The organism is Pseudoalteromonas neustonica, from assembly GCF_001653135.1.
Classification (GTDB): Bacteria; Pseudomonadota; Gammaproteobacteria; order Enterobacterales; family Alteromonadaceae; genus Pseudoalteromonas; species Pseudoalteromonas neustonica.
Map to the genome: position 1 here is coordinate 173,613 of NZ_BDDS01000008.1, position 15,288 is coordinate 188,900.

The following is a 15,288-nucleotide window of genomic DNA, read 5'->3' on the forward strand; positions in this document are numbered from 1 at the left end:
AACTATGGCTAACTATGCAATTGGTGATCTACAAGGCTGCTTTAATGAATTTCACGCCTTACTGCAACAGGTTGACTTTAACCCTAGCAAAGATCACCTTTACTTAGTTGGCGATATTGTTGCTCGTGGACCTGACTCGCTCGCTTGTTTAGATTATCTATATACATACCAAGATAGTATTACCGTTACGTTAGGTAATCACGATCTACACCTCATTGCTAACTACTTTTTAAATAAAGCGGCCAACCCTAAAGATAAGTTAGGCCCCTTACTGCGCAGTGAAAAATTCCCAGCTTACATAAAGATGTTACAACAGCAACCCCTTGCATTATGGCTTGAAGAACAGCAAGTATTTATAAGCCATGCTGGTCTTAACCCCGCATGGACGATTAAAGAAGCTCTCAAACATGCTCAATTTGCCACAGACTGCTATCAAAGTGCTCACGCTCATGATTTCTTCAATCATATGTACTTGGCTCACCCTGGTACCTGGAGCAAACAACTTACTAAATTTGAAAAATTTCGCTATATCGTTAATTACTTTACTCGAATGCGCTTTCTAACCCCCGATGAACAACTAGATCTTAGTTATAAAGGTGCTATTACTGACTCTAATGCAATGATCCCTTGGTTCAATCACCCTCGATTTAAAACATTGAAAAAAGATATTGTCTTTGGGCATTGGGCTGCACTTGAAGGGAAAACGTCGCACTCACATATACATGCTTTAGACACTGGCTGTGTTTGGGGAGGAAAAATGACCCTCTTAGAGCTAAGTAATAAGCAACGCTTTAGTGTTAATTCTACTAATTTTGTCTCATTTAACTGAAAAATTATTCATCTTCTGTTAAATTTATAGTAATCAATGTTAAAAGTAATTAGATTTAATTACTTAACTTATTTGCAATAAAGCCGATAAGCACTTGTCGCTACTCTTTTATGGAAATTCATATGAACTTAACTGTTAGTCAACGTATATGGGGTGGATTTATTTGTATCACCTTATTGCTTCTATTAATTGGGGTGAATTCACTGCTAAGAATAGCCAATATCAATAATTCAGCGCAGCAAGTAAATCAACTATCGCTTCCAGCATTACAAAAAAGCTCTGATTTACAAGTTGAATTTATATTAATGAGCAAAGCAGCTCAAGGTAGTTTTTATACATCATCTGCTGCAGAGTTAGCTCCAATTAAAAAAGCAGTTTTTGCTCAAAAACAACGCTTTGATAAATATTATTTACAATTACAAGATGTTGTAAGAAACAACCCAGAGCTGAATCAAAGTAGCCTCGATGTAGAACAAACATACAAGGGGTTTATCAAATCGGTTGAAGATTTGTTAAAAGACAAAAGCAGCCAACTAGAATTAAACAAAAAACTTCACGCTCAATTAGAAAATATTGAACTGGCAGCAGAAGATGCTAACTCTGTGGTATTAGATATTATTGACATAGATGGGTTAGAAGAAAAAGATGCTCGTGCTTTTCAAGCCGCAAATATGTTAGAAAATAATTTCTTGTCATTAGTTACTACAAGTACGGATATGCTAACAGTAAAAACACAAAATACGTTAGATATCGTCAAAAACGAACAAGTCTATTATTTAGAAGAAATTGAACGCAGCTTAAAACTTTTAAAACCTGCGGTAGAAGCAGATAACCCTGATTTATTTAACGATCTAAATACCTATTTTGTTTCGTTGAATGACAACGTTATGGGCAGAAATAGCATTTCAATTAACAAGAAAAAGCTAATTGATGTGATCGCAATGACCCAAGCTGAGCTTGCACAAGCAGAGGTTGCCACTTCCACAGCATTAAAGCAGCTTAACAAATTGGTTAATCAAGCAAGTAATCTCGCTTTTGAGTTGCAAAAAGATGTAAGCACCGATGTTAAATCTGCTAACCTTTGGACTTGGATTGGTATGATCAGTGCAACACTGATAGCAATTATAGTTGCCTACATTACCGTTAGCCGCATTACTAAACCTTTAGCTGAAGTAAACCGCATCCTTGACATTGTTGCCAGTGGCGATATGACACAACGCTTAGATGATACTGCCAAAGATGAATTTGGCGAGTTATCTCGTAGCTGTAATACATTAATTGAAAGCTTAAGAAACTTGATCCAAGGTATTATTTCTCGTTCGACACAGCTTGCTGCTGCATCTGAAGAAACATCGGCGATTACAGGTGAATCTAGTCAAGCTATTCGTAACCAACAAGCACAAGTTGAACAAGCTGCTACTGCGACTACCGAAATGAGCAGCACCTCGCAAACCGTTAGCAACAGTGCACAACAAGCATTAAAAGAAATTAAAAATGCAGACAAAGAAGCTGACCGTGTTAAGGGTATTTCAAGCCATAATAAAGCGACCATTGAGCAACTAGCGCGTGAAGTTGACGCTGCTTCACAAGTGATCAATAAGCTTCACCAAGATAGTGCTTCTATTGGCAGTATCCTTGATGTTATCCGTGGTATTGCTGACCAAACAAACTTACTCGCGCTTAATGCCGCAATTGAAGCAGCTCGCGCTGGAGAACAAGGCCGAGGCTTTGCTGTTGTTGCTGATGAAGTTCGCTCGCTCGCAAGTAAGACACAAGAGTCAACACAAGAGATTCAAGCAATGATCGAATCACTACAAAGCGGTGCTGAAGCTGCGGTTGCAGCCATGTCAAAAGGCAAACAGCAAGCTGAATCATGCGTTGAGCAATCTGACTTAGCAAACACAGCCTTAGATTCAATCACAGCAGCCGTAGCACAAGCACACGATGTAAGTGAAGAGATTTCAACCGCAGCACAAGAGCAGCAACAAGTATCTCAAGAGATCAGCGAACGCCTAGAGTCAATAGTCGCAATCGCTGAACAAACTGCTGAGGGAGCTAACCAGACCAATATATCAAGCTCGGAAGTAGCTAAACTTGCCGAAGAATTACGCTTATCGGTAGATGCATTTAAAGTATAATATAAAGAGTAAAAAAGATAAAAAGCCGCGCTTGAAATCACAAGCGCGGCTTTTTTAATCTAAGTTCAAGAGTAAAGTTATTCGATTAAGAATCACACCAACCACATTAGATTTTCACCTAAATTTGGTATGAATAAAGCTCAACCCAATCCTAAATATCTTTTTACTTAACGCTAGGGCGTGTTGACCTTTCGTGATTGATTTTACAGCAGTATGTTTGGTATTTAGGCAAGGCAGCGCCTATGGTGTGTGGTTGTTCCTCATAAATGGGCGATAACGCAGTATAAATGCCAAACATGCGCTGCCCAAAGGGTTCTTCCTAGGGGCGATTGACTCTTTCCTTGTTGCTTGGTTTTTACTCAGCCCACTCGACTCCAAACCTCGCGGAGCGATTAAACCTCCCCGCGTTTGAGCAAATTTCAATCCACAAAGGTCAACACGCCCTAGGCAAAAATTTTTATATCTAGTTGTTCTAAATAAAAATTTTTAACGACGTTATAGCGTGATTTAATTCGTTAAATTGTTCAAATATTTATGCAGATTGGTATAAGGTAACGCCATATTCGAATCGCCATAAAAAAACCGCGGCAGCCGCGGTTTTTTTAATAATTAAATCAGCGGTTATAAACCCGCACGATCTTTAATTACTGCAATTAGTGCAGAGCCGCCATGGCCGTTTGCCTCAGCCCATGCTATGTCTGCACCGTCAGATAATGAACTTTTAGATAGGTTTTTCACAACATACTCACCTGCATCTGCCGCATTGCTGGCAATCGCATGACGAAGAAGGTTATTACCATTACATTGTACAGCATCGTAAATATTACGAATCTTTACACGCGAGCTCTTAAGCTTACTACGCAAGCGGTTTTTATCATCCGCAGCAATGTATTCGCAGATTGAAACTGCTAATTGATCATCTGCTTTAGCTGGTGCACTGAAAACCATAGAACCAGAAACTACTGTTGCAGCAATAAGTAACGTCGATAATTTAATCATTTTGTACCCTTGTGTAATACTTTTAACCTACCCTAATTGTCTAATATTGTACCAACGTATAAGAATAAGCGCAATAATGTTACGTAATTTTATCTAATGTAACGAATTTATAGGCATGTAAATTCTTTTCATCAGCTTGGTTAAATTGTTCTTCAACAACGTGCCAATTAGCCATTTTTTCATAATCAGGAAATTGCGTATCCCCGTCAACATCAAGCTCAATAAAAGTAAGATAGAGTGAATCTGCGCGTTCTAAAAATTGCTGATAAATATTTCCACCACCAATAATCATCACTTCATCACTCTCACAAGCCAATGAAAGCGCGGCTTCTGGCGATGCTACAACCTCAATACCTGGTGCACTATATTCAGTGTTACGACTAATGATTATATTTTTTCGTCCAGGTAAAGGACGACCGATTGACTCAAATGTTTTACGTCCCATGATCACAGGTTTACTCATTGTTACCGCTTTAAAATGCTGTAAATCAGCAGGTAAATGCCATGGCATTTTATTATCTTGGCCTATAACTCGGTTGTTAGCCATCGCGGCAATCATTGAAATTTTCACATTAACATCCAATACTTTTTCATTAAACAAGAAAAAAGGAGCACAGGCTCCTTTTATATAATCTATCTCTGATTAACGTTCGTAGACAACTTCAACGTCATAATCATCGTCATCCCAGTTGTCCCAATCATCGTCGTCATCATTCTTCTTCTTAGTCGCATCTTTATGGTAAGTATCCCATTTAAACTCAACATCTTCATCTTCGATTGGCACAAACTTCTCTTTCGGCATACTATCAAGCAGTGTCATGATGTTATGAATAAGAGGCTGTGTATGTAATTTATTAATTGCTGAAATACTATAAATATTTTCAGTCTCGCCAAGCTCTTCAGCAATTTGCTCACACAACGCCTTAGCTTCATCCTCTGGCAATAAATCAATCTTATTGAACACTAACCAACGCGGTTTTTCAGCAAGCTTAGGGCTGTACTGATGTAGCTCATTAATAATCGCGAATGCATTATCAACTGGGTTTGAACCATCCACAGGCATTACATCAATAATATGCAGCAATACACGGCAACGCTCAAGGTGCTTCAAAAAGCGAATACCAAGACCTGCACCATCAGATGCGCCTTCTATTAAGCCTGGGATATCGGCAATAACAAATGATTTATTTGCTTCTGGACGCACAACACCCAAATTAGGAACAAGCGTGGTGAACGGGTAGTCTGCCACTTTAGGTCTAGCTGCTGATACACTGCGTATGAAGGTAGATTTCCCTGCATTAGGTAAACCTAATAAACCTACATCAGCTAATAATAATAGCTCTAATTTAAGGTTACGAACTTCACCTGGTGTGCCCAGTGTTTTTTGACGAGGCGCTCGGTTAGTACTTGATTTAAAACGCGCATTCCCCAAGCCGTGGAAACCGCCTTTTGCAACCAAAATTCTTTGACCATTTTGCGTTAAATCGCCAAGACCTTCTTGAGTATCAACATCCATTATACGAGTACCCACTGGCACCATCACATATAAGTCGTCAGCCTTTTTACCCGTACAGTTACGGCTGCGACCATTTGTACCACGCTCAGCTCGATGAAAACGCTCAAACTGATAATCGATCAGGGTATTTAAGTTTTCATCAGCTTGTAGATAAACACTACCACCATCTCCACCGTCACCGCCGTCTGGTCCACCATCTGGGACATATTTTTCACGACGGAAAGACACGATACCACTGCCACCGTCGCCAGCTTCTGCGCGAATTTCTACTTCATCTACAAACTTCATGATTACTCACTTTAGGATTGGCTTGTTAATAACTCTATTATATACCCAAGTGGCCTATAGAGCACACTATGTGATAAAAACACTTGGGGATATATTCTTAAGACTTAAAACAAAAAACCCCGCAAAGGCGGGGTTTTTTAAGAACCGATTCTGATTACTCAGATACGATGCTTATGTATTTACGGTTTAAAGGACCTTTTTGTTCAAACTGAACTTTACCATCTGCTTTTGCGAAGATAGTGTGGTCTTTACCGATACCTGCGTTTGTGCCAGCATGGAATTTAGTTCCACGTTGACGAACAATGATGCTACCCGCTAGAACTGATTCGCCACCAAAACGCTTAACGCCAAGGCGTTTGCTTTCTGAATCGCGACCGTTACGAGTACTACCAGCTGCTTTTTTATGTGCCATTTCTAAGTACCTCTAATTAAGCGCTAATGCCAGTGATTTTAACTTCTGTGAACCATTGACGATGGCCCATTTGCTTACGAGAATGCTTACGGCGTCTAAATTTAACAACCTTAATCTTCTCACCGCGACCATGTGAAACAACCTCAGCTGTTACTTTACCACCGTTTACGAACGGTACACCGATCTCGATTTTCTCACCATCAGCAACTAAAAGTACTGAATCAAATTCAACTGCTGCACCAGTCTCAACGTCTAATTTCTCAAGACGAATTGTTTGACCTTCAGTCACACGGTGCTGTTTACCACCACTTTGGAAAACCGCGTACATAATTAACTCCGTCTGTGCGCCCTCAAATCGACGCAACTAAAATATTCTTCAATAGGGCGCGAAGTTTACGCTAATGTGCAAAAACTAGCAAGCCCGTTTATTAATTAAATGAATAAAAAATAGCTGCATTGAGAGCAATTCAATATTTTCCCCTATTTTATATTAAATTGACGTTATGCCAAGCGCTTTTTAACACCGAATGACAAATAAGTTACAGAGTAGGCAAACAGACGTCATGAATAAAAAACATCCACGATGAATTAAGCCAACTTTAAAAAAATAAAAAGTTAACTTGGCTAATTAAGGCTAAATTAAGCTGCTTAAACGTGTTTTTTCAGGGAATTGTCACAAAATATCGAGCAAGCGCGTTTTTTGTTGTACAATCGGCTGCGTATACCCATTAAATTTGGCTCGGAGATCAATGGATATAAAAGCTATCCAGGCGTTAATCGAAAACGATATGAATAACGTCAATCAACTTATATATGCGCAAATGCGCTCAGATGTGGCACTTGTCAATCAGCTTGGCTTATATATTGTTAACAGTGGCGGCAAACGCGTTCGTCCTATGTTAGCTATTTTAGCGGCCAAAGCACTTGGCTATGAAGGCAAAGACCATATCACCTTAGCAACCATTGTTGAATTTATTCACACTGCAACACTGCTTCATGACGATGTTGTTGATGAGTCAAACCTACGTCGCGGCACACCAACAGCAAATGCTGAATTTGGTAATGCTGCAAGCGTATTGGTCGGCGACTTTATCTACACTCGCTCATTTCAGCTTATGGTCGGGATTGGTAAAATGCAGGTAATGCAAATACTTGCCGATGCAACGAACGTGATTGCTGAAGGTGAAGTGCTGCAATTAATGAACTGCAATGACCCTGACACCACTGAAGACAGTTATATGCAGGTTATTTACTCTAAGACAGCTAAGTTATTCGAAGCTGCTACAGGGCTTGCTGCAGTCATTACTGAACAAAATGAAAAAACACTTAAAGCACTCAATTTATACGGGATGCATTTAGGTACTGCTTTTCAATTGGTTGATGATGTACTTGATTACAATGCAGATGCAGATCAGTTAGGTAAAAACATTGGTGATGATTTAGCTGAAGGTAAACCAACCCTGCCACTTATCTATGCTATGCAACAAGGTAATGCTGAACAGGTTCAGCTAATTCGTGATGCAATTGAGCACAGTAATGGTATGGAGCACTTAGACGCAATACTCAATACGCTAAATGAAACAAATGCACTCGAGTTCACCATGAATAAAGCAAACGAAGAAGCAGATAAAGCCATTGCTTGTTTATCTGTGTTAGCTGATTCGCCTTATAAAGAAGCCTTAGTTAGCCTAGCCCGTATTGCTGTTGATCGTAGTCACTAAAATTAACGATTTGATTTCGAGCACAAAAAAGCCTGCAATTGCAGGCTTTTTTATTACCGCCAATAGCTGGCGATATAAGCAAGGTTAAGCGTTGATGAAATCAACACCTTCTTGGATGTCTTTTTTCAGCGTATCAAGCATATCGTTTTTAGCTTGTAGCTCAAACGCGCTTAGTTCGCCGTAAGAAAGAATCTCTTCTACGCCATTTTTACCTAAACGTACTGGATGAGCGAAGTATTCTGCATCGCCATTTTCAACTGCAACGTATGCATAATCTACAACGTCTTCACCTTGTAGGCCTTTAACTAAAGACATACAAAAACGTGCTGCAGCAGCACCCATTGATAATGTAGCAGAACCACCGCCAGCTTTAGCATTTACTACTTCAGTACCTGCATTTTGGATACGTGGAGTAAGTGCTGCAACTTCTTCATCAGTAAAGCTAACACCTTCAACTTGAGATAAAAGAGGAAGAATAGTTGTGCCTGAGTGACCACCAATTACTGGTACTTTCACAGTTGCAACATCAACACCTTTAAGCTCAGCTACGAACGCTTCAGAACGGATCACATCTAAAGTAGTGATACCGAAAACACGCTTAGCATCGTAAGTACCTGCTTTTTTGAAAACTTCAGCAACAATTGGCACAGTGCCATTTACTGGGTTTGTAATAATACCCACAAGTGCGGTAGGACAATTAGCAACAATGCCTTCTGCTAATGTTTTGATGATACCCGCATTTACGTTGAATAAATCAGCACGGTCCATACCAGGCTTACGTGGCATACCCGCAGGGATAAGCACGATATCACAACCCGTTAACGCTTGGTCAAGTGCGTCAGCACCAAAACCAGCAACTTTAACATCTGTTGGGATGTGAGAAAGGTCAACAGCAACACCAGGAACAACTGGAGCAACATCATAAAGTGATAATTCAGAACCAGCTGGTAAACCTGTTTTTAATAATAAAGACAACGCTTGGCCGATACCGCCTGCAGCACCTAATACAGCAACTTTCATTGGAATTCTCCGTAATTTGAGATAGGGAAATATTTGTGGCTCTAAAGATAATGAAATTAATGCCTAAAGACAAATTTATCCTGCTTATTTTGCATATAATTTCGACCATAGTTGTAAACTTTCTTGTTTACAAAGCGCATAAGACAAACAACTACTGCATAAATATTCATTTTTGTGTAGAATTTAGCTCATCAAATAACAAGAGCAGAACAGCAACATGCAACCACATGATAAACAAGAAGCACTGGTAAAAGCCTTTAAATCACTTTTAAAAGAGGAGAATTTTGGTTCTCAAGGCGAAATCGTAGACGCTCTAAAAGAGCAAGGTTTTGATAATATCAGCCAGAGTAAAGTATCGCGCATGTTGAGTAAGTTTGGCGCCGTACGCACGCGTAATGCAAAACAAGAGATGGTATATTGCCTACCCGCTGAAATGGGTGTACCTACAGCAAAAAGCCCATTGCGCCAATTAGTGATTGATATTATGCATAATGAGATGATGATCATTATTCGCACCAGCCCAGGTGCTGCACAATTAATTGCTCGCTTACTCGATTCATTAGGTAAAGCAGATGGTGTTTTGGGTACAATTGCCGGAGACGACACTATTTTTATCGCCCCAGCTAGAATTTCAGAAATTGATGTAACCCTTGAGCGTGTTCGTCTTTTATTTGATACAGTTTAAAGCTGCTTTAAAAAGTTAATTGACGGGGCAAAGAATGCCGACCCCATATCAGCTTGTGTAAAATCAAGCCAATGGTCATAGCATTCGCCCTGCCCTAAGCGGCTACGTAACACCTGCTCGAACACCGAGCCAAATGCGCCGCAGCTTATTGCTAATACACCTTGCTCATTTACATCACCGTAAGGCATGCTTTGATTGAGAAGCAACGCTTGACCTTGCTCGTCTTTAAGTTCAGTTCGTACTGCATGACTGGTTTCTAACGGTGGTATAATCAGCGTGTTATCTAATCGCGTACGCCCCATTATTTGCTCTTGTTCATGTAATGATAGATGCTGCCATACACTCAAATCATGCTTATAACGCTGCACATGGATATAACTACCTTGATCTTCAAAGTGCCCCGGCCTGCTAACTAAAGCCGTGATTCGCTTTTGACGACCATGGGGGGTATCCCCCCCGAGTATAAAACCATTAAAGTCGCGCCCATCTAAAAAGCGAAAATTACGTACTTGCTCAACAAGCTCAACATCAGGGGCAAACAATTTAAGTATTTGTAATGCGAACAAATGGTTTACGTCTTCTCTATCTGAACGAATTTGTACAAATAAATCGAACGGCTGTGCCCCCATAACATGATCATTATGCGTAATATTAGGAAAGCTTTGTAGTTGGCTTGGAATGAACTCAGGTAAAACATGTGGCCAATACTGCGCGCCTACAGCCACAAGGCTTGAGAGCATAGATTCTGAAAATTGATCAGCGAACTCGTCTTGAATCACACTGACTCGCTTTAATTTTTTACGCAATGACTCGTCATGACCATCAAATACATTAAAAAATAAATGCAAACCGTGTAGGTTTGCCTCAGCACAAATCCCCGATTGCGCTTGCGCCATGGTATTTCCTTAACTCAAAGTCTCATACACGGCGCTTTTGCTTTAAAATAAAAAGTCACTACTCTAACTAGCGAAAAAGTTTACCGTGTGCGGTTTTATTTTTATTGTAACCTGATCATTCTCTTTAAATGACTGGTCTAATTGAGCTGCAACTTCTATTTCTTGCTGTGCAATCATTACTTTATAAACATAATGGGAGCCAATAAAGCGACTATTGATAATAGTTACTGTATTAATACCCTCCTCACCTATTGAAACCGCGGTTAATAAAAGGTGATGTGGGCGAATATATAGCTGACCTAGTTGAGCCTGAGAACCTCGTGCAGCAAATGATTCAACACGCCCGTATGCAGTATTATATTCAGTTGCCGTTAATGCTTCTGCGTCCAAGTATATGCCTTGACCTAGAAACTCTGCAACCACCTTTGAACTCGGAGAGCTAAAAAGTTGCTCAGCGGTGCCCTGTTGAGCAATTTTTCCGCGATGCATCACCGCCAAAGTGTCAGAGAATGCAAATGCTTCCTCTTTTGAGTGTGTAACAAATACTGCAGACACGCGCTGCGCTTTAATAATACGACGGATATCAGCAATTAATTCAAATCGTACTTGGGTATCAATATTTGAAAATGGTTCATCTAATAATAATAAACTAGGTTTATAAGCGAGTGCCCTCGCAATCGCGACTCGCTGCTGCTGCCCACCAGACAATTGGTGTGGAAAGCGTTTAGCACAACCGATTAAATGTACCAATTCAAGCATTTCATCAACACGTTGCTGCTTTTGCGCTTTTGGCATTTTGGCTAACCCAAATGCAATATTATCGGCCACTGTTAAATGTGGGAACAATGCATAATCTTGAAACATCATACCGATATTACGATACTCTGGCGCCAAAAATAACTGCTCATCACTTACTAACTTACCATCAATAAAGACTTTACCTTGCTTGGCTTCTATTAACCCTGCTATTGCTTTTAATGTCGTGGTCTTTCCACAACCACTTGCACCAAGCAAACAAACGATCTCATCTTTGGCGACAGTTAAATCTAGATTTTCAATCACTGCGGTGCCGTTATACTGATACGATAAATTATCTAAGACTAAACTGCTCATTTAACTACGTTGCTCCATTGAGCGATTAACAAAATACAAAGGAATTAACCCTACTACGACTATCGATAACGCTGAAATAGAGGCCAACTCTAATTGCTCATCACTAACGTATTGGAATACATGTGTTGCTAATGTTTCAAAATTAAAAGGCCTTAATAATAAAGCGGCTGGTAACTCTTTCATGCATTCAATAAATACTAGTAACCCTGCGGTTAAAATACCACGACGTAACAACGGTATATGTACCTTGCGCAGAGTTTTACCTTGGCTTTGCCCCATGGATTGACTCGCCATATCAAGCGATGGGCTAATGCGCATAAAACTGGATTCTATTGCACCATGGGCAATGGCATAAAAGCGTACAACGTATGCAAATATAATTGCAAACAAAGTGCCACTTAATAACAGTCCTGGCACAAATCCAAGCGGCTCTAACCACGCATTTAATTTATCATCTAATAAAGTTAGGGGTAATAGTACTGCAATTGCAAGTACGGTACCTGGTAAAGCATACCCGGTACTCGCTAAGCGCCCAGGTATTAACGGGTACTGTTGCTTCGCTATTCGCTGATAAAAAACCACTAACAAACTCAAGCCGATGGTAATGATGCTAACAATAGCTGCCACCTTAAAGCTCTGCCATGCATAAAGGAAAAACTGATCACTCCATGCTTGTTCAGCATACGAAATGGCATAACCTACCAACACTGCCACAGGCAGTAAAAACGCAAAAAACAAAACCACACAACAAAATGTAGTTGCACACCAGGCATGCTTCCCTTTAAGGCTATATAGTGCATCACTATTAACCCCTGATTGGCGCTCAAATACGGCTTGATCACGACGGCTAAAGCGCTCCATCATCAGAGCAATAAATAAAATAAGCAGCATAATGCCTGAAATTTTTGCAGCCGCAGTTAGTGAGTAATACCCTAGCCATGTGTCATACACAGCCGTTGTTAAAGTGCTCACAGCAAAGTAGTTAACAGTAGCAAAATCAGCCATTGTCTCCATACTTATAAGTGCAAGAGCGGCGACAATAGCACCACGAGCAAGCGGCAAGCTCACTTTAAAAAAACTTTGCCTAGGTGATAGACCCATCAATTGACTTGCTTGCACTAATTTAAATGACTGCTCACGCAACGCTGTTTTAAAAATCAAATAAAGGTAAGGATAAAGCACTAAAGCAATCATCATAATCGCGCCGGGTAAGGTACGAATATCAAAAAACCAGTAGTCGTCTGGGGACTGCCAATTAAACCAATCACGCAGCGCTATTTGCACAGGTCCGGCATAATCAAACAAATCAGTATATACATAAGCAATAATGTACGTTGGCATCGCAAGAGGGAGCATTAGTGCCCATTCAAACTGCTTTCGTCCGGGGAAATCACAATAAGCCGTTAACCAACCAAGCGGGAGTGCAATCGCACAGCTGACAACAGCCACTCCAAAAATAAGCACCAAAGTATTGCGGATGTAATCCCATAACACGGTTTCCCAGAGGTGACTAAACACCTCTGAATCCCCCTGTAGAGATTCAAAAAGAAGAAAACACAGCGGGGTTACTAGCACGGTGCCAATAACCCACGCGAAAGATTGCCATCGCGACAACGAAAATTTAAAACTCATTAAAGATCGAACTTCACCTCATCTATTAGCTTAAGCGCTAACGGACGATATTTGCTAATTTCATCAAGTGGCAAGCTATCTTCCTTAAAGCTTCCCCAAGACGCAACTAAACTTGATAATTCAACGCCAGGTTTAACCGGATATTCCATATTAACCGACGCATATGTATTCTGTGCCTTATTGTCGGTCATAAACTCTATAAGTTTCAAGGCATTTTCAGAGTTTTTAGCGTACTTAGTCATAACTACACCAGAAACATTGATATGTGAGCCTCTATTATCTTGATTTGGGAAGTTTATATGTACAGCATCTGCCCATGGTTTTTGTGCTGGGTCTTCAATCATCTTACCAAAGTAGTAACTGTTACCTAACGCGATATCACACAATCCCTCTTTAACGGCCTTAACTTGCCCACGATCATTACCTTGTGGCTTACGCGCTAAGTTTGCTTTAACACCTTCAAGCCATGTTTTTGCTTGTGCTTCACCATGATGCGCAATCATTGATGCAACTAAACCTAGGTTATAAGGGTGTTTACCAGAGCGTGTGCATAACTTACCTTTGTATTTAGGTAAAGCCAACTCTTCGTAACTTAAATGCGGTAGTGCACCAACACGCTCTTTTGATGAATATACATTACGTACGCGTTTAGTTAATGCAATCCATTGGCCTTCAACATCACGAAATTTAGCAGGCACGTTGCGGTTGACTGTTTCGCTATTGATTGTTTGAGTTAAATTTAGCTCATCTAATTGTACTAAATCACTAAAATTAGAAGTTAGAACTAAATCAGCTTGGCTATGTTTCCCTTCGCGTTTAACACGTTCAATTAAGCCTTTTTTAGCAAATACCACATTGGTTTTAATACCGGTTTGCTTAGTAAAATCATCTAAGATTGGTTGAATTAAGAATGGTTGACGAAAAGAATAAATATTTACCGCATCATCTGCAAATGCAGGTGCTGCCACGGTTAACCCAACCAAAATTGCTAACGTCTTTTTCATATATCGCTTCCACTTAAATAATAACTATTATCATGAAATAATACCTTTTCTCCATTTAAAGTGCACTCATTAAATATGCCTGACAACCATAATGGAAATTGCGTGTGAGATATCTCTTACGATCGTGCCAGTCATTGAGTATAAAACCTCAGAAAAGCCATCAAAAAACAAACTAAAACATTGAAATTTAAGGGTTATATTTATTTGTTATTTCAATAGCCATATTTTACATCCGATTTGACCACTATTTTGTTTGCTAAAAGGCTCTATACTTACTTCATCGGTTAAGCAGTTAGGCTTAAATGAGTAAACGGACAAGGAATGATTACTCATAAACCTCGGATTTTAGGTTACGTTAGGAAAAAATGGAATTATGGACAGGCTCAGGATGAGCAACACTATGGATAGTAAATATATGGACAGCATCAAGATGATGCGAAAAGGATTAACAACAGGGCTCGTAAGAGGGTTGTTATACAGGATGTTATAAAAGCGGACGAATGGACAGGCCTTAAGGGTAACGCAATGGAACTGTTAATAAATGGATAGCATCAGGATGATGTGTAATGGATTAACAACAGGGTTCGTAAGAAGGTTGTTTACAGGATGTTGTAAAAACGGATAGACGGACAGGCCTTAAAGGCAACGCAATGGAACTGTTTAATAAATGGATAGCATTAGGATTGATGCATAAAGGACGGGTAATAGATTTTACCGATATGGATGAATGGATACTACTTGGATATAGGCCCGGATAGCCTAAATCACGCAGAACGAATAAGTAACAGCGTGATCACATGGAATTGTAAAGTTTAGGAGTTGATTAAGTTCAATTGCAGGATGCAGAAAATTAGAAGATTCCGCAAGCGCGACTAGAGATAGTTCGCGCTTTTCTTTTGCCTGAATAAAGCTATCAGCTATCAGCTATCAGCTATCAGCTATCAGCTATCAGCTATCAGCTATCAGCTATCAGCTATCAGCTATCAGCTATCAGCTATCAGCTATCAGCTATCAGCTATCAGCTATCAGCTATCA

Annotated in this window: 14 protein-coding genes; 4 read left to right on the top strand and 10 right to left on the bottom strand. The window is 40.0% G+C overall.

Features of this window, described 5'->3' with window-relative positions; translation table 11 throughout:
* Positions 1-4 precede the first annotated feature (4 nt).
* Positions 5-829: a symmetrical bis(5'-nucleosyl)-tetraphosphatase gene (locus A7967_RS13565; RefSeq protein ID WP_064435799.1), complete on the top strand. Its 825-nt coding sequence runs from the start codon at positions 5-7 to the stop codon at positions 827-829.
* A gap of 122 nt (positions 830-951) precedes the next feature.
* A complete protein-coding gene (locus tag A7967_RS13570; RefSeq protein WP_054203102.1) occupies positions 952-2,967 on the top strand; it encodes a methyl-accepting chemotaxis protein in 2,016 nt (671 codons plus the stop codon).
* Positions 2,968-3,588: 621 nt separating this feature from the next.
* On the opposite strand, the gene A7967_RS13575 is transcribed toward A7967_RS13570, so the two are convergent.
* The 5 genes from A7967_RS13575 to rplU form a co-directional block, all read right to left on the bottom strand.
* On the bottom strand, positions 3,589-3,966 hold the full coding sequence (locus tag A7967_RS13575) for a DUF3718 domain-containing protein (RefSeq protein ID WP_054203101.1): 378 nt from the start codon (positions 3,964-3,966) through the stop codon (positions 3,589-3,591).
* A 79-nt stretch (positions 3,967-4,045) separates the two neighbouring features.
* Complete coding sequence (folA, locus tag A7967_RS13580; RefSeq protein ID WP_054203192.1) at positions 4,046-4,537, bottom strand: type 3 dihydrofolate reductase; 492 nt, start codon at positions 4,535-4,537, stop codon at positions 4,046-4,048.
* A gap of 72 nt (positions 4,538-4,609) precedes the next feature.
* Entirely contained in the window at positions 4,610-5,770 is a 1,161-nt protein-coding gene (gene cgtA / locus A7967_RS13585; RefSeq protein ID WP_054203100.1) for an Obg family GTPase CgtA, read from the bottom strand.
* Positions 5,771-5,924: 154 nt separating this feature from the next.
* Positions 5,925-6,182 (bottom strand): 50S ribosomal protein L27, encoded by a 258-nt coding sequence (gene rpmA / locus A7967_RS13590; RefSeq protein WP_054203099.1) that lies wholly within the window; start codon positions 6,180-6,182, stop codon positions 5,925-5,927.
* A 16-nt stretch (positions 6,183-6,198) separates the two neighbouring features.
* Complete coding sequence (gene rplU, locus A7967_RS13595; RefSeq protein WP_004587921.1) at positions 6,199-6,510, bottom strand: 50S ribosomal protein L21; 312 nt, start codon at positions 6,508-6,510, stop codon at positions 6,199-6,201.
* 421 nt (positions 6,511-6,931) lie between these two features.
* Between rplU and ispB the strand changes: the two genes are divergently transcribed.
* Positions 6,932-7,903: an octaprenyl diphosphate synthase gene (gene ispB / locus A7967_RS13600; protein WP_054203098.1), complete on the top strand. Its 972-nt coding sequence runs from the start codon at positions 6,932-6,934 to the stop codon at positions 7,901-7,903.
* A gap of 84 nt (positions 7,904-7,987) precedes the next feature.
* Here ispB and mdh read toward each other — a convergent pair whose 3' ends face one another.
* The gene (gene mdh / locus A7967_RS13605) at positions 7,988-8,923 is read right to left on the bottom strand and encodes a malate dehydrogenase (RefSeq protein ID WP_054203097.1); all 936 of its coding nucleotides are present in this window, start codon (positions 8,921-8,923) and stop codon (positions 7,988-7,990) included.
* 217 nt (positions 8,924-9,140) lie between these two features.
* Here mdh and argR point away from each other — a divergent pair, with 217 nt between their 5' ends.
* A complete protein-coding gene (gene argR, locus A7967_RS13610; protein WP_054203096.1) occupies positions 9,141-9,608 on the top strand; it encodes a transcriptional regulator ArgR in 468 nt (155 codons plus the stop codon).
* Here the strand turns inward: argR and A7967_RS13615 are convergent.
* The 4 genes from A7967_RS13615 to A7967_RS13630 all read right to left on the bottom strand — a co-directional run bounded on the left by A7967_RS13615 (position 9,605) and on the right by A7967_RS13630 (position 14,253).
* Complete coding sequence (locus A7967_RS13615; RefSeq protein WP_054203095.1) at positions 9,605-10,504, bottom strand: Dyp-type peroxidase; 900 nt, start codon at positions 10,502-10,504, stop codon at positions 9,605-9,607. The genes argR and A7967_RS13615 overlap by 4 nt on opposite strands.
* Before the next feature lie 63 nt (positions 10,505-10,567).
* Positions 10,568-11,617, bottom strand: a complete 1,050-nt coding sequence (locus tag A7967_RS13620; protein ID WP_054203094.1) for an ABC transporter ATP-binding protein — start codon at positions 11,615-11,617, stop codon at positions 10,568-10,570.
* On the bottom strand, positions 11,618-13,249 hold the full coding sequence (locus A7967_RS13625; RefSeq protein ID WP_054203093.1) for an ABC transporter permease: 1,632 nt from the start codon (positions 13,247-13,249) through the stop codon (positions 11,618-11,620).
* Positions 13,249-14,253 carry a Fe(3+) ABC transporter substrate-binding protein gene (locus A7967_RS13630; RefSeq protein ID WP_054203092.1) on the bottom strand — a complete coding sequence of 335 codons (1,005 nt, stop codon included), beginning with the start codon at positions 14,251-14,253 and terminating at the stop codon, positions 13,249-13,251. Before A7967_RS13630 ends, A7967_RS13625 begins: the two co-directional genes overlap by 1 nt.
* Positions 14,254-15,288: the final 1,035 nt, after the last annotated feature.